Annotated in this window: 12 protein-coding genes, 2 tRNA genes and 2 rRNA genes; 11 read left to right on the top strand and 5 right to left on the bottom strand. The window is 46.5% G+C overall.

Annotated elements, in window-relative coordinates; all coding sequences use genetic code 11:
• The first annotated feature begins 10 nt into the window (after positions 1–10).
• Both F905_RS05720 and trpB read left to right on the top strand, forming a co-directional pair.
• Positions 11–1,198 (top strand): vWA domain-containing protein, encoded by a 1,188-nt coding sequence (locus F905_RS05720; protein WP_005178414.1) that lies wholly within the window; start codon positions 11–13, stop codon positions 1,196–1,198.
• 26 nt (positions 1,199–1,224) lie between these two features.
• Positions 1,225–2,433 carry a tryptophan synthase subunit beta gene (gene trpB / locus F905_RS05715; RefSeq protein ID WP_005178412.1) on the top strand — a complete coding sequence of 403 codons (1,209 nt, stop codon included), beginning with the start codon at positions 1,225–1,227 and terminating at the stop codon, positions 2,431–2,433.
• Positions 2,434–2,535: 102 nt separating this feature from the next.
• On the opposite strand, the gene F905_RS05710 is transcribed toward trpB, so the two are convergent.
• The 3 genes from F905_RS05710 to F905_RS05700 form a co-directional block, all read right to left on the bottom strand.
• Positions 2,536–2,967, bottom strand: coding sequence for a CBS domain-containing protein (locus F905_RS05710; RefSeq protein ID WP_005178410.1), 432 nt, complete (start codon positions 2,965–2,967; stop codon positions 2,536–2,538).
• A 145-nt stretch (positions 2,968–3,112) separates the two neighbouring features.
• The gene (locus F905_RS05705) at positions 3,113–3,487 is read right to left on the bottom strand and encodes a DUF2750 domain-containing protein (protein WP_005178408.1); all 375 of its coding nucleotides are present in this window, start codon (positions 3,485–3,487) and stop codon (positions 3,113–3,115) included.
• A 136-nt stretch (positions 3,488–3,623) separates the two neighbouring features.
• A complete protein-coding gene (locus tag F905_RS05700) occupies positions 3,624–3,857 on the bottom strand; it encodes an SEL1-like repeat protein (RefSeq protein ID WP_005178404.1) in 234 nt (77 codons plus the stop codon).
• A gap of 224 nt (positions 3,858–4,081) precedes the next feature.
• On the opposite strand from F905_RS05700, the gene F905_RS05695 reads away from it, so the two are divergent.
• Both F905_RS05695 and F905_RS15140 read left to right on the top strand, forming a co-directional pair.
• Positions 4,082–4,441: a hypothetical protein gene (locus F905_RS05695; protein WP_005178401.1), complete on the top strand. Its 360-nt coding sequence runs from the start codon at positions 4,082–4,084 to the stop codon at positions 4,439–4,441.
• A gap of 102 nt (positions 4,442–4,543) precedes the next feature.
• Complete coding sequence (locus F905_RS15140; protein ID WP_005178398.1) at positions 4,544–4,879, top strand: hypothetical protein; 336 nt, start codon at positions 4,544–4,546, stop codon at positions 4,877–4,879.
• Here F905_RS15140 and F905_RS05690 read toward each other — a convergent pair.
• Positions 4,803–6,386, bottom strand: coding sequence for a M16 family metallopeptidase (locus tag F905_RS05690; RefSeq protein ID WP_005178395.1), 1,584 nt, complete (start codon positions 6,384–6,386; stop codon positions 4,803–4,805). The genes F905_RS15140 and F905_RS05690 overlap by 77 nt on opposite strands.
• Positions 6,387–6,397: 11 nt before the next feature.
• On the bottom strand, positions 6,398–7,792 hold the full coding sequence (locus tag F905_RS05685; RefSeq protein ID WP_005178392.1) for a M16 family metallopeptidase: 1,395 nt from the start codon (positions 7,790–7,792) through the stop codon (positions 6,398–6,400).
• Between the two features lie 176 nt (positions 7,793–7,968).
• Here F905_RS05685 and ftsY point away from each other — a divergent pair, with 176 nt between their 5' ends.
• From ftsY to F905_RS05650, 7 genes are all read left to right on the top strand, one after another.
• Entirely contained in the window at positions 7,969–9,069 is a 1,101-nt protein-coding gene (ftsY, locus tag F905_RS05680) for a signal recognition particle-docking protein FtsY (protein ID WP_005178389.1), read from the top strand.
• A gap of 277 nt (positions 9,070–9,346) precedes the next feature.
• On the top strand, positions 9,347–9,940 hold the full coding sequence (locus F905_RS05675; protein ID WP_005178387.1) for a nitroreductase family protein: 594 nt from the start codon (positions 9,347–9,349) through the stop codon (positions 9,938–9,940).
• Between the two features lie 162 nt (positions 9,941–10,102).
• Positions 10,103–10,762 carry a DUF2057 domain-containing protein gene (locus tag F905_RS05670; protein WP_005178385.1) on the top strand — a complete coding sequence of 220 codons (660 nt, stop codon included), beginning with the start codon at positions 10,103–10,105 and terminating at the stop codon, positions 10,760–10,762.
• 491 nt (positions 10,763–11,253) lie between these two features.
• Positions 11,254–12,791: ribosomal RNA gene (locus F905_RS05665) — 16S ribosomal RNA — on the top strand.
• A 61-nt stretch (positions 12,792–12,852) separates the two neighbouring features.
• Positions 12,853–12,929: transfer RNA gene (locus F905_RS05660), tRNA-Ile, on the top strand.
• 70 nt (positions 12,930–12,999) lie between these two features.
• Positions 13,000–13,075, top strand: a tRNA-Ala gene (locus tag F905_RS05655).
• Positions 13,076–13,560: 485 nt separating this feature from the next.
• A 23S ribosomal RNA gene (locus F905_RS05650) occupies positions 13,561–16,341 on the top strand; the annotation flags it as partial.

Genomic DNA, 16,341 nt, shown 5'->3' with positions numbered 1-16,341 from the left:
TAATCGCCACATGTTTGTGCGATTGTTTTATACCTTAAGAAAATACGGCGTCCCGGTCACCACTCGTGAACTGATTGACCTGAACCGTGCAGTGGCAGAAGGTCTGGTCTTTGCCAATCAGGATGAGTTTTATCATCTGGCCAAAACCATTATGGTCAAGGATGAGCGCTTTTTTGACAAGTTCGACCGGGCCATGAAAGATTACTTTGATGGTATCTCGACCTTTGATCTGGATGAATTGCTCAATCAAGTCCATAAATTACCCAAAGACTGGTTCGATCTGGAGCTACTGGAAAAGCATTTAACCCCGGAGCAGCGCGAAGAACTGAAAAAAGCCGGTTCATTGGAAGAGCTGATGAAAATGCTGGAAGAGCGTTTACGCGAACAGCATAAAAAGCATCAGGGCGGTAACCGCATGATTGGGACCGGTGGAACCTCGCCGTTTGGTGCCTATGGTGATCATCCTGAAGGGGTGCGTATAGGCGGGCCGGGCCGTAAACGTTCAGCGGTTAAAGTCTGGGAACAGCGTCAATACCGTAATCTGGATGATGACCAGCTGCTCGGTTCACGCCAAATGCAAATGGCGCTGCGCCGTCTGCGCAAGTTTGCCCGTCAGGGCGCGGCTGAAGAATTAGATGTCGATGGCACCATTCGTGAAACCGCCAAACAGGGTATTCTGGATGTGCAACTGGTACCCGAACGGCGTAACCGGGTTAAAGTGTTAATGCTGTTTGATGTCGGCGGCTCCATGGATGCGCACATCGCCCAGTGTGAGAAGCTGTTTAGTGCGGCCAAAACCGAATTTAAAACGTTGGAATATTTTTATTTTCATAACTGCCTGTACGACTATGTCTGGAAAGACAATGTGCGCCGTTCACACACCCGTATGAACACCTGGGATTTATTCAATACCTATGGACGCGACTATCGTGTGATTGTGGTCGGGGATGCCAGTATGGCACCTTATGAGCTGAATGCCGTTGGGGGTTCAGTGGAATATATGAATGATGAGGCCGGGCAAGTGTGGTTGCGCCGTTTACGCCAGCATTTTGATAAAACCGCCTGGCTGAACCCGGAACAAGAGCAATATTGGCACTACACCCAGACCATCGGTTTAATTCAGCAAATTTTTGAAAATCATATGTATCCCATGACGTTAAAGGGGATTGAAGATTTAACCCGTTATTTGGCGCGTTAAGCTTCATAAAATAGAAGGAATACTGCATGAACTCTCAGATGAATGGCGTTGCCTTACCCAATGAAGATGGCTTTTTTGGTGAATATGGCGGGCAGTTTATTCCACCGCATCTGAAAGCGGCGATGGATGATATTAAAGTGGCCTACGAAGAAATTCGTCAGACTCCGGAATTTCAGCAGGAACTGGCTGAGCTATTCGCACATTATGTGGGTCGTCCAAGTCCGCTATTTCATGCCAAGCGTTTATCTGAGCAGTTGGGCGGGGCACAAATCTATTTAAAACGTGAAGATTTAAATCACACTGGTGCACATAAAATTAACCATTGTTTAGGTGAAGCCTTGCTGGCCAAATATATGGGCAAAACCAAAGTCATTGCCGAAACTGGCGCTGGTCAGCATGGCGTGGCATTGGCGACCGCCTGTGCTCTGGTGGGTATTCCATGCGAAATTCACATGGGTCAGGTCGATATTGAGAAAGAACATCCCAATGTCGTAAAAATGAAAATTCTGGGCGCCAAGCTGATTTCCGTGACCCGCGGCACTGCAACCTTAAAAGATGCGGTAGACAGCGCCTTCGAAGAATACTTAAAAGATCCGAAAAACTATATTTATGCGATTGGTTCGGTGGTGGGACCGCATCCATTCCCGATGATGGTACGTGATTTCCAGGCCATTATTGGTGATGAAATTAAAGTTCAGGCGCAGGAACGTTTTGGTGCACAGCCGGATTATATTGTGGCTTGTGTCGGTGGTGGTTCTAATGCTGTGGGCGCTTTTACCGCGTTTCTGAATGATCCGGAAGTAAAACTGGTTGGTGTTGAGCCAGCCGGTCATGGCCTGAATACCGATATGCACTCTGCAACCCTCACCTTAGGTAAACCGGGTCAGTTACACGGTATGGCCTGTTATGTGCTAGAAGATGAGCAGGGTGAGCCACTCCCGGTACACTCGATTGCATCTGGGCTGGATTATCCGGGTGTAGGACCACAGCACAGCTTCCTGAAAGATGCTGGTCGTGTCGAATATACCACTGCTACTGATCAGGAATGTCTGGACGCCTTTATTCAGCTGTCTCGGGTTGAAGGGATTGTGCCGGCACTGGAAAGCTCGCATGCGGTCGCATGGGCGATACGTGAAGCACCAAAAATGTCTAAAGATACCAATATTGTGGTAAACCTGTCCGGTCGCGGCGACAAAGATGCGGACTATGTGGCACAAAAGCTAGGGCTGAATTAATCCTGTTTAGTCTCTTTTAAACGAGCAGTTTTAAAAAAGATCGTTTTTTAAAAGACTAGCCATAAAAAACTCTCCTGAAGGAGAGTTTTTTATATTGTCTGTTTAGCTGGCAATATATTGTTGTAGCTGGTCGATCAGTTTACGTTGATCATCCATTACTGCTTTTACCAAGTCGCCAATCGATACTAGTCCAACCAGTTTGCCATCTTCTACTACCGGTAAATGACGTAAATGACGATCGGTCATCAGGCTCAAACAGTCTTCTACACTGGTGCTTTGGGTCACGGTCAGTACCTTTGCGGTCATAATCTCATTGACGGTGGTGTCATAAGAAGAGCGTTCCATCAACGCAATTTTACGGGTGTAGTCACGCTCGGATAAAATCCCGACCACTTGGCCTTCATGGGTCACTACAAGCGCCCCGATGCCTTTATCGGCCATAATTGAAATTGCTTCGAGTACAGTTGCTTCTGGACTAACGGTGTATATTTCCTGGCTATGCTTATCTTTTAATACGTGTGTTACATTGGTCATTCTGTCTGGTCCTTGCCATTTTTGTTCTTGGTATGGGTTCTAACTTAACCTCAATTTTGAAAAATGCCAATAGTTTTATCATTAGAGGCCATAATCAGCAGTCATATTGTTTTCATTGAGGTTTAATGGTGCATGAATCTCTACGTTAAGCGGTCTTTAACTGGGCGTCATTAAAGAAAAAGTGTTTCATTTGCTGTGTGGTCAGCTTGAATTGCTGGCTGGAACAATGACACAGCGCCGGTGTAACTTTTAAACGGGTTAAGGTCGGTAGCAGGGAATTCTGAAAATCCTGCGGGCTAATCTGGCGCGGAGTGTAGTTTGGCCAGTGTTTCTTGGCATATTTATAGGCTTGGACACCGTTTAACCAAAAGGGAAAAATAAAATCATCCTGATCGGAGGTCATGGCCCAACCCTGATGATATAGCCCCCAAAGTACCCCGCAATACATCATTGATTTTAGAATACTGATTTTCATGTGAATATCTTGGGCAGCGGGTTTTAAAGACTTAATCTGGTTCATGTCATATAAACACTAATGTGGTGCCTGTATTGTAGGAAATTCAGATGAATAAAGCGTTTAAGCTTTGCGTTAAATCGTAAACAAATATAAAAAACAAATTTCAGGCATTAAAAAACGCCACCTAGGTGACGTCTGTTTATGCTTGCATGGTGGCCATATTCTGCCAATACTGTGCTTTGAGTGAATCGCGTTCTACGCGGAAGCCTTGATAGTACAGTTCAGCTAAGAACATAGCGGCTTTGCCATGACCCGCGCGGGCAACCTGTTCAAGTTCAGCCACAGCATCTTGGAAGTTCATCTGTGATTGAATGGTGTTAACCGCATTTGCATATGCAATTTCAAGATCATGGTGAGAGATACTCTGAATCATATAAAACTCCTTTATTTTAATTATGATTGCAATAAAGACTGTATAGCCAGTCTAAATAATAGTTTATCGAGGTTGTGTTAAACTAATATTACACATTCGTGGAAATGTCAACTAAGAGATGGGGCAGATCCGTGATATTTCAAGTTTACATGATTAAACATTGAACACTCTATAATTTTATTATGATATGCATATAAGAAAGGTAACATAAAAAGGAGAGCCACATGACAAATACAATAGACGGTTTTAACTTTGATCTGCCTTTACGTGCGGAGCAGATTATCGAGCTGGCCCATCATCACCGTAAAAAACTCGATGAGGCGGTGTTCCATCAGGAAATTCATTTAGGTGAGTATTGTCTGGCGCAGCGTAAACGTGTGCATGACTTTACCAGTACACTCGATCCACAGCAGCGTGAAGAATTCTACCGTATTTATAATGGTGAGCTAATCAGCATTGCCGATGATGATGAACTGCATCCGGCTGATGCCGAAAAAGGGGTCAGTATCTTTGCCATCTTCATTGTGCTGGCCATTGTCGCGGGTATTATCCTGTATACCGTATTCCGCGCGCTGATGACTTAAGCAGCAGTGGCTCAATTTTACTCGCCAGTTCGGGTAAAATTGGGTCATCTATCTTGTGCAAATACCGCTAGCATCCTACACTACGGCTATTCGAGGTAGGCTATGCATGACGCAATACAAAAAATTTCTCAATTATTCATTCAATTAAAATCACGACTCACGTTAGAGCAAATTTATAATGGGGTAGTGGTCAGCATTATTGTCATTATTCTCCTGTTATCTTCCATTGCACTTTATCGCCCGGTCGGGTCCGTACAATTTCAGAATATTGAGTATCTGTCACAGCAGTCGATGTATCCTGAAACTCAGGAGATGGCTGTGCGCTTAATGCAGCAGCCACAGGTGCGTTATGGGCAATATCTTAAATTGATGCAGGCCCATCAGATGGAACTGGGTCAGGCAAAACAACTTCCTCCCCTGGATGTGGAGGCATATTAATCGCCGGAATATCTTCAACCTGAGGAAGCGATTGACCGCCAGTGGTCTGTAAATTGTACTGCAACAGTTGTTCTAAAGCCGCCTTATCTAAACTTTCACTCACTACAATCACGGTCAGATGTTCCGGATGCAGATGCCGGCGTACCACAGCTTGCACATCTTCGGCGCTAATTTTACTGAGCTGCACTGAATATTCACTCAGGCTCTGTGCCGATTGTCCATAAAATCCCAAACTGCCGAGCTGAGCATTAATACTGGCATTGCTGCTGTAATGGTTGGGATAGGCTCTTAACAAGCCGTTTTTGGTTTCTTCCAGCTGTTTCGGATCAATCGGTTCACGGACAAAATCGACCAGTGCCTTATGCGCGACACGAATACTGTCCATCAGCTGATCTTGCCGGGTTGAGTAGCTGATGCGAAATACACCCGGTGCCTGACTAAAGCTCATGCTGCTAGATGCGCCATAGGTATAGCCACGTTTTACCCGCAGTTCTTTCATCAGAACAGAATGAAAACCACTACCGCCGAGCATACGATTGGCCACTTCTAGAGCCAGCCGGTCTGGATCATGACGTGTGGTACCAATATGACCGAGCACAATATGCGCCTGACTGGACTGATAGGGCATGTGTACAATCTGAAAGCCATTTGCTGTGATAGGTGTGGGGAGTGGTGCAGCCGCCTGACCTTGCGCTAAGTTGCCGGCAATGCGTTCTGCCAGATTTAAAGCTGCTTTGGCCTGCATTTTTCCGGTAATAGCAATATTCATATTCTGCGCCACCAGAAACTGCTCACGGAACTGTTGCAGATGTTTGGGCTGAATCCGCTGAATACTGCCATTGGTGCCGTTAATTGGCTGGGCATAAGGATGTTGCCCATATAAGCTGCGATACAGTTGAATCTCCATCATCCGGCTGGGATTTTCTTTCAGCTGTTTTTGTCCCAGCTGGTTATTGCTGACCACCATGCCAATGCTCTGTTTTTCAAAGGTGGTATGTTTGAGCAGTTCCATCATCATGGCTAAAGCCGGTTCCAGTTTTTCCGGGTCAGACAGCACCCGTAATTTGACAATAAACATATCCCGATAGGCTCGCGCGCTAAACTGCGCGCCGACCTGCTCAAACACGGCAGCCACTTGTTGTGCATTATATTTGGGCGTGCCTTCATCTAAGAGCTGGGCGGCCATATTGGCCACGCCGTATAAGCCGCTTTCAATTTCCCGATCACGCGCGGCACCGGCATTAAAGGTCAGCTGAATATCCAGAATTGGCAAATCCTGTGTTTCCACAAATAGGGTTCTGACCTGATAACGGTTATTCAGGTCATGCACATAAGGCGCGCGATAATCCAATTTCTGCTGATTAATATTTCTGAGACTTTGCAGCAGCGGCAGAGATTGTAAGGTATTTGGATTTTCATCCACTTCGGTGGTGGTATTGACATTGGCCTGCGCAGAACTGATCGCAAATAAGCTGGCCACCAGAACGCAGGAACGGAAATAGGGCATGTCGGTATCCTTTAGGGTGACTTGCTGTGTGGACGCAAATATAAGGTGGTCAAATTGTCACGCACAAAATAGACATTGGCGACGCGTTGAATGTCTTGCGGGCGTACGGTTTCAAAATGCTGAGGTAATTCATCCATCAGGCGATAACTCAATCCGTTGACTTCCAGATTGCCCATCATCTTGGCCTGTCCAGCCAGATCATCCTGACTATAAAGCAAATTCGACACAAACTTGGCTGTCACGCGTTTCACTTCCTGTTCATGCACCAGCTCGGTTTTTAGGCGTTCAATTTCAGCCTGAATCGCCTGTTCAGCTTCGGCCAGATCCACGCCATCCACCGGTAAAGCTGAAATGGTAAACAGGCTGTCGCCACGATTATACGGATCATAGCTGACGCTTAAGGCACTTAAGAGTTTTTGCTCGCGAATCAGACGCTGTTGCAGGCGCGAAGAAATACCGCTGTCTAATAAATGCTGAATGATGGTCAGTGCATAGGCATCTTGCGGATTGGTCGCAGTCGTTAGTGAACGGACATTCCAGGCCATATACAAATTCGGCACCTGAACCGGAAAATTCAGTTCCATGTGCCGATAGCCCAGACGTTCAAATTCGCGGACATCATTGCGGGCCGGCAGGCTGCGCGCTGGAATATCGGCAAAGTATTTTTGCGCCTGCAGCAAGGCCGCTTCAGCATTAACATCGCCGACAATAATTAAAATGGCATTATTCGGGCTATACCACTGCTTGTACCACTGACGTAAATCCTCCAGCTGGATATTTTGCAGATCTTTCATATGCCCAATAATTGGCTGGCGATAATGACTGGTCGGGTAGGCAATCCATTTAAACCGTTCAAAAGCCAAAGCGCGTGGATTGTCATCGGTACGCTGGCGCCGTTCTTCCATCACCACTTTGATTTCGGTGGCAAAATCCTGCTGGCGCAGCAATAAATTACGCATCCGGTCGGCTTCAAGCTCCAGCGCCATCGGAAAATAGGTTTTTGGATACAGCTGATAATAATTGGTGTAATTGGTAAAGGTCGAGGCATTGACCCGACCGCCGTAAATCCGGCTGAGTCGGGTAAACTCATCATTCGGCACTTTATGTGTGCCTTTGAACATCATGTGTTCCAGTGCATGGGAAATACCGAGTAAATTTCCCGACTCATCACTGCTACCAACTTTGTACCAGATTTGAGTCATCACCATCGGCGAACGATGATCTTCACGAATAATGACTTTTAAACCGTTTTTTAACGTGGTTTCAACGGTACTGCGTGCCAGCTCGCTTTGGGTACTGGCCGCCAAAGCGCTCGATGAGAAACCGATCAGAAGTAGGGTAAGGGCGAAACGTTGTTGTTTTAAATGATGAACCACAGCAGGCAAAATTTTATTGTTCAGTATCACAAAGATGATCCGCAATGCATCTGTATTTGCTTTCATTCTTCAGAAACGGGGCAGTGAAAGCAAGGGAATCCTGTAACTTTTTGCAGCCTGCGACACATGATTGGCAATGACAAGTCAAAGCGGGCAGTTTATGTTAGAATCCAACTTTTTAACGCACTGCTTTTCAAGGATTCGGCATGCAACAGCAATCTAATGGGCAAAATAAATTTTTGATTGATGCTGATATCGGGGATGACGATGTCACTTTACCAAGTTTACCTGCGGTAAATGTACCTATCGTTGAAATACCTAAAGTAGAACAAGCACCTGTTTCTGCGCCTGTAGCCACAGAAGCAGCTGAAGAGAAATCAAAAGGCGGTTTCTTTAGCCGTATGAAAGAAGGGTTAACCAAAACCCGTAAAAACTTTGCCGATGGGATGGTCAACATCTTAATTGGTGGCAAAGAAATTGATGATGAACTTTTAGAAGAAGTTGAAGAGCAATTGCTGGTGGCCGATATTGGTGTTGATGCCACCAAAACCATTATTGCCAACCTGACTGAACGTACTGCGCGTGGTGATCTGATTTATTCACACTCGTTGTATAAAGCCTTGCAGGAAGAGCTGGTGGCTTTACTGGCGCCGCGTGTTAAACCGTTGCATATTGATTCGAATAAAAATCCATATGTCATTCTGGTGGTGGGCGTGAATGGCGTGGGTAAAACCACCACCATTGGTAAGCTGGCCAAACGTTTACAAGGTGAAGGCAAGAAAGTCATGCTGGCCGCTGGTGATACCTTCCGTGCCGCAGCGACTGAACAGTTGCAAATCTGGGGCGAGCGTAATGATGTTGCTGTGGTCGCGCAAGGTCATGGTGCAGACAGTGCCTCGGTCATTTTTGATGCCTTTGAAAGTGCGCGTGCCAAAGGTATGGATGTCTTGATTGCCGATACTGCAGGGCGTTTGCATAACAAAGGTCATTTGATGCAGGAACTGACCAAAGTCAAACGCGTGATGCAAAAAATTGATGCCACTGCACCGCACGAAGTAATGCTGGTGGTAGATGCCGGTACCGGTCAGAACGCGATTAACCAGGTTGAAATGTTTGATGAAGCGGTTGGATTAACTGGCTTAACTATTACCAAACTGGATGGTACCGCCAAAGGTGGTGTACTGTTTAATATTGCCAGCCGTACCCATGTGCCTATCCGCTTTATTGGGGTGGGTGAAAAAATTGATGACCTGCGTCCATTCTCAGCCAAGTCCTTTGTGGCGGCGCTGTTTGAAACAGACAAATAAGTAGCTCAAAAAACTCCGCGATTTGCGGAGTTTTTTTTATATATCCTTTAAACTGGAAGAAAACCTAATAATTGATCTAAACCTAGAGTAGGGATTGTGCTCAGACAGCTTTGATGCGCTTTAAAATTTAACTTGTTTTCATAAAATCTACGATAAGCGCGGTTATTGTTCCATAAATGCAACACATTGTTATAAAACTGGGGCTATTTTCCAGCCCAGGCAGCCGTTAGGATAAATCCATCTGTTATAAACACAAGACCATACCAAGGAAAAAGATATGTCATTTAAAGATCATTTACTTAAACGCCGTACCATTTACTCAATTGGTAAAAATGTGGCGCTAGACGAAGCGAAAATTGAAGAAATTATTAAAGAAGCCGTTCGTTTAAGCCCATCTTCGTTTAACTCGCAAACTTCACGTGTGGTGATTCTGTTTGGTGAGTCACATGCCAAATTCTGGGAAATTGTACGTGAAACCTTGCGTAAAATGGTGCCGGCTGAAAACTTTGCATCAACTGACAGCAAAATCAGCAGCTTTGCCGCAGGTTTTGGTACTGCGTTATTCTATGAAGACCAAGATGTCGTGAAAGAACTGCAAGAACAATTTGCACTATATGCAGATAACTTCCCGGTATGGTCAGAGCATTCAACAGGGATTGCCCAGTTTGCAACCTGGATTGCGCTGGCAGAAAACAACATTGGTGCATCGCTACAGCATTACAACCCGATTATTGATGAAGAAGTTGCGGCGACCTTTGACGTACCAGCCAACTGGAAATTAAGAGCGCAACTGGTGTTCGGTTCAATTGAAGCACCAGCGGGTGATAAAGAGTTTATGAATGATGCAGATCGTTTTAAAACTTTTCACTAAGTTGCATAGCTAAACCAAAGAAAGGGCGCATTCAGCGCTCTTTTTTATGGCAAAACGACACTAAAAAGAGAGAAATTGGGCTTTCCCCATTTTTGTCATAAAACTGTCATTTCAGCGCTGCATAGTGCAACTAAAATTGAACAATCGACTAGAGTGAACAGCATGGCTTTACGTTTATCCTTCGCAGCACTGGCTTTAAGTTTAAGTAGTACAGCTTTTTCCGCAGTGACCATTACGGCACCGGAAGAAATTAAGGTTGAAGGTTTAAATGGTCAGGAAGTGAAAAGCCGTCTGTTTAGCAGTAATCATAACTATAGCGTGCAGCCTGGCGAGAATGTGCTGAGCGTACGTTATGTACAGTTTTTTGAAGAGCATCCGGGCATTGGTTCACACGATATTGTACGTTCGGGCATCGTGCATATTAAAACTCCGGTTTTACAAGATAAAGCCACATACCGTTTAGGGCTGGTGAATCCACCAAAAACGCATGATGATGCCAAGGAGTTTGCCAAGCAGCCGGTATTCGGTTTATTTGATGCGAAAAATCAGCTGCTGGTGCAGCAGGCTGGAGCCAAAGATTTAAACCGTGGCATTTTACAAAACTTATTTAGTACTTCTTCAACAGAATCTGCGCAGGCCGCACCTGTATCGGTGACACAACCAGCAGCGGTGTATAGTCCGCAAGCAGTCGTGACAACCAAACCCGTTGCAACTGTTAGCAATGTTGCCGGTGCAGATCAGCAACTGATTCAGCTGTGGCAACAAGCGTCTAAAACAGAACGACAAAAATTTATGTCGTGGCTGGCAGAACAGGCCAATTAAAAACCGCAATAAAATGAAAAGATTATAAAACCAGCTTCGGCTGGTTTTTTATTTATAGATTTAAAGTCTAAGTGGACTACTTTATTTTTATAATTACTTAGCTAAACTTAGTAATACAGATGAAATATGCAGTAATCTGGTTTAAAAATAACCAGACAGGTACTTTTTTCTTAAAACTTTATAAAATGTGCTTGCAATGATTCTGAAATCCTCTAGAATGCACCCCATACCGACGAGATAGACGGAAACGAACGAAGCACGAAGTGCTGAGTTGTTAAGTTTATTAAGTCCAGCTTCTGGCACTGACGAGGTGTTGGAAAGATCATTAAGAGATTATGAAGAACAACTTGTGTGGATTTTTACTGGTTGATTGATCGAATATATTTTCATTAATTGATTGGTTTAAATTACTCGAAGTTTATTTGAGCGAATTTAAGTCAGTAATTGATGAGCCAGATTTGGTCACTTCGAATAAAGTGACAAAATGATTTTAACTGAAGAGTTTGATCATGGCTCAGATTGAACGCTGGCGGCAGGCTTAACACATGCAAGTCGAGCGGGGATAGGGTGCTTGCACCTGATTCCTAGCGGCGGACGGGTGAGTAAAGCTTAGGAATCTGCCTATTAGTGGGGGACAACATTCCGAAAGGGATGCTAATACCGCATACGCCCTACGGGGGAAAGCAGGGGATCTTCGGACCTTGCGCTAATAGATGAGCCTAAGTCGGATTAGCTAGTTGGTGGGGTAAAGGCCTACCAAGGCGACGATCTGTAGCGGGTCTGAGAGGATGATCCGCCACACTGGGACTGAGACACGGCCCAGACTCCTACGGGAGGCAGCAGTGGGGAATATTGGACAATGGGGGGAACCCTGATCCAGCCATGCCGCGTGTGTGAAGAAGGCCTTTTGGTTGTAAAGCACTTTAAGCGAGGAGGAGGCGCTCTAGGATAATACCCTAGATGCGTGGACGTTACTCGCAGAATAAGCACCGGCTAACTCTGTGCCAGCAGCCGCGGTAATACAGAGGGTGCGAGCGTTAATCGGATTTACTGGGCGTAAAGCGCGCGTAGGTGGCTAATTAAGTCAAATGTGAAATCCCCGAGCTTAACTTGGGAATTGCATTCGATACTGGTTAGCTAGAGTATGGGAGAGGATGGTAGAATTCCAGGTGTAGCGGTGAAATGCGTAGAGATCTGGAGGAATACCGATGGCGAAGGCAGCCATCTGGCCTAATACTGACACTGAGGTGCGAAAGCATGGGGAGCAAACAGGATTAGATACCCTGGTAGTCCATGCCGTAAACGATGTCTACTAGCCGTTGGGGCCTTTGAGGCTTTAGTGGCGCAGCTAACGCGATAAGTAGACCGCCTGGGGAGTACGGTCGCAAGACTAAAACTCAAATGAATTGACGGGGGCCCGCACAAGCGGTGGAGCATGTGGTTTAATTCGATGCAACGCGAAGAACCTTACCTGGCCTTGACATACAGAGAACTTTCCAGAGATGGATTGGTGCCTTCGGGAACTCTGATACAGGTGCTGCATGGCTGTCGTCAGCTCGTGTCGTGAGATGTTGGGTTAAGTCCCGCAACGAGCGCAACCCTTTTCCTTACTTGCCAGCATTTCGGATGGGAACTTTAAGGATACTGCCAGTGACAAACTGGAGGAAGGCGGGGACGACGTCAAGTCATCATGGCCCTTACGGCCAGGGCTACACACGTGCTACAATGGTCGGTACAAAGGGTTGCTACACAGCGATGTGATGCTAATCTCAAAAAGCCGATCGTAGTCCGGATTGGAGTCTGCAACTCGACTCCATGAAGTCGGAATCGCTAGTAATCGCGGATCAGAATGCCGCGGTGAATACGTTCCCGGGCCTTGTACACACCGCCCGTCACACCATGGGAGTTTGTTGCACCAGAAGTAGGTAGTCTAACCTTAGGGAGGACGCTTACCACGGTGTGGCCGATGACTGGGGTGAAGTCGTAACAAGGTAGCCGTAGGGGAACCTGCGGCTGGATCACCTCCTTAACGAAAGATTGACGATTAGTAAGAATCCACAACAAGTTGTTCTTCATGACGATGTATCTGAGGGTCTGTAGCTCAGTTGGTTAGAGCACACGCTTGATAAGCGTGGGGTCACAAGTTCAAGTCTTGTCAGACCCACCATGACTTTGACCTAGATTGAATAAATCAAGTTACAGGAATTGAAGATACATCGAATCACAGATGATAAGCTGGGGACTTAGCTTAGTTGGTAGAGCGCCTGCTTTGCACGCAGGAGGTCAGGAGTTCGACTCTCCTAGTCTCCACCAAATTTCAAGATCAGAAAAACAACGTTTTTCCTTGAAATTTAAGCAAGAAGCTATGCTTCGCGCAGTATGTAATCATACGATAGCGTGAATGTTTAGTTCCTAAGCGATCAAGTGTTTAGATCCTAGAGATTAACAAGTACAAGCGTTATGATACGCGCACTTGATAACCTCTGTGATTTATCACAGTTGACTGCAGTCCGACGAGGATGCAGTAAATCATTAACAGATTGGCAAAATTGAGTCTGAAATAAATTGTTCACTCAATCAATATACGTTAACGCGTTGTTATGACGGGTTGATGAACGTAGATTGAATTGAGAACTAGCAAATTAACTGAATCAAGCGTTTTGGTATATGAATTTAGATTGAAGCTGTACGGTGCTTAAGTGCACGGGACTTCGAACTGTAGATTAAATAGATAATTGATTATTTATTTAATTGTCTTAATCCTACTTGTAGGGATTAACGACTGTTTGGGGTTGTATAGTCAAGTAATTAAGTGCATGTGGTGGATGCCTTGGCAGTCAGAGGCGAAGAAAGACGTGATAGCCTGCGAAAAGCTCCGGGGAGGCGGCAAATATCCTTTGATCCGGAGATGTCTGAATGGGGAAACCCACTTACCATAAGGTAGGTATCAATACATGAATACATAGTGTATTGAGGCGAACGAGGGGAAGTGAAACATCTCAGTACCCTTAGGAAAAGAAATCAATTGAGATTCCCTCAGTAGCGGCGAGCGAAAGGGGAACAGCCCATTAAGTTATGTGTGTTTTAGTGGAATGCTCTGGGAAGTGCAACCATAGTGGGTGATAGTCCTGTACACGAAAGGGCACACATAATGATGACGAGTAGGGCGAGGCACGTGAAACCTTGTCTGAATATGGGGGGACCATCCTCCAAGGCTAAATACTCCTGACTGACCGATAGTGAACCAGTACCGTGAGGGAAAGGCGAAAAGAACCCCTGTGAGGGGAGTGAAATAGATCCTGAAACCGCATGCATACAAGCAGTGGGAGCCGACTTGTTCGGTGACTGCGTACCTTTTGTATAATGGGTCAGCGACTTACATTCAGTAGCAAGGTTAACCGCATAGGGGAGCCGTAGGGAAACCGAGTCTTAATAGGGCGTATAGTTGCTGGGTGTAGACCCGAAACCAGGCGATCTATCCATGAGCAGGTTGAAGGTTGGGTAACACTAACTGGAGGACCGAACCCACTGTCGTTGAAAAGCCAGGGGATGACTTGTGGATAGGGGTGAAAGGCTAATCAAGCCTGGTGATAGCTGGTTCTCCCCGAAAGCTATTTAGGTAGCGCCTCGGACGAATACCATTGGGGGTAGAGCACTGTTTCGGCTAGGGGGTCATCCCGACTTACCAAACCGATGCAAACTCCGAATACCGATGAGTACTATCCGGGAGACAGACTGCGGGTGCTAACGTCCGTAGTCAAGAGGAAAACAATCCAGACCGCCAGCTAAGGCCCCAAAATCATAGTTAAGTGGGAAACGATGTGGGAAGGCATAGACAGCTAGGAGGTTGGCTTAGAAGCAGCCACCCTTTAAAGAAAGCGTAATAGCTCACTAGTCGAGTCGGCCTGCGCGGAAGATGTAACGGGGCTAAAACTATGTGCCGAAGCTGCGGATGTATACATTGTATACGTGGTAGGGGAGCGTTCTGTAAGCCGATGAAGGTGGATTGAGAAGTCTGCTGGAGGTATCAGAAGTGCGAATGCTGACGTGAGTAACGACAAAACGGGTGAAAAACCCGTTCGCTGAAAGACCAAGGGTTCCAGTCCAACGTTAATCGGGGCTGGGTGAGTCGACCCCTAAGGCGAGGCCGAGAGGCGTAGTCGATGGGAAATTGGTTAATATTCCAATACTTCAGTGTAATGCGATGAGAGGACGGAGAAGGTTAAGTCAGCCTGGCGTTGGTTGTCCAGGTGGAAGGCTGTAGGCATGCATCTTAGGCAAATCCGGGGTGCTCTATGCTGAGAGCTGATAGCAAGCTAGTTTACTAGCGAAGTGGCTGATACCATGCTTCCAGGAAAAGTCTCTAAGCTTCAGTTACACTGGAATCGTACCCGAAACCGACACAGGTGGTCAGGTCGAGTAGACCAAAGCGCTTGAGAGAACTCTGCTGAAGGAACTAGGCAAAATGGTACCGTAACTTCGGGAGAAGGTACGCTGTTGACGGTGATGGGACTTGCTCCCTGAGCGGTTGACAGCCGCAGAAACCAGGCCGCTGCAACTGTTTATTAAAAACATAGCACTCTGCAAACACGAAAGTGGACGTATAGGGTGTGATGCCTGCCCGGTGCTGGAAGGTTAATTGATGGGGTTAGCGTAAGCGAAGCTCTTGATCGAAGCCCCAGTAAACGGCGGCCGTAACTATAACGGTCCTAAGGTAGCGAAATTCCTTGTCGGGTAAGTTCCGACCTGCACGAATGGCATAATGATGGCGGCGCTGTCTCCAGCAGAGGCTCAGTGAAATCGAAATCGCTGTGAAGATGCAGTGTACCCGCGGCTAGACGGAAAGACCCCGTGAACCTTTACTGCAGCTTGACATTGAACTTTGACCTTACTTGTGTAGGATAGGTGGGAGGCTTTGAAGTTGGAACGCCAGTTCCAATGGAGCCGTCCTTGAAATACCACCCTGGTAATGTTGAGGTTCTAACTCTGTCCCGTGATCCGGGACGAGGACCATGTCTGGTGGGTAGTTTGACTGGGGCGGTCTCCTCCTAAAGAGTAACGGAGGAGTACGAAGGTGCGCTCAGCGTGGTCGGAAATCACGCGTAGAGTATAAAGGCAAAAGCGCGCTTAACTGCGAGACCCACAAGTCGAGCAGGTACGAAAGTAGGTCTTAGTGATCCGGTGGTTCTGTATGGAAGGGCCATCGCTCAACGGATAAAAGGTACTCTGGGGATAACAGGCTGATACCGCCCAAGAGTTCATATCGACGGCGGTGTTTGGCACCTCGATGTCGGCTCATCTCATCCTGGGGCTGAAGCAGGTCCCAAGGGTATGGCTGTTCGCCATTTAAAGAGGTACGCGAGCTGGGTTTAGAACGTCGTGAGACAGTTCGGTCCCTATCTACCGTGGGCGCTGGAAATTTGAGAGGATCTGCTCCTAGTACGAGAGGACCAGAGTGGACGAACCTCTGGTGTACCGGTTGTGACGCCAGTCGCATCGCCGGGTAGCTATGTTCGGAAGGGATAACCGCTGAAAGCATCTAAGCGGGAAGCCTACCTCAAGATAAGATTTCCCTAGGA

Source organism: Acinetobacter sp. CIP 53.82 (genome assembly GCF_000369465.1).
Taxonomy (GTDB): Bacteria; Pseudomonadota; Gammaproteobacteria; order Pseudomonadales; family Moraxellaceae; genus Acinetobacter; species Acinetobacter indicus.
The sequence above is the reverse complement of the archived record's forward strand: the minus strand, read 5'-3'. Positions and strand labels throughout refer to the sequence as shown.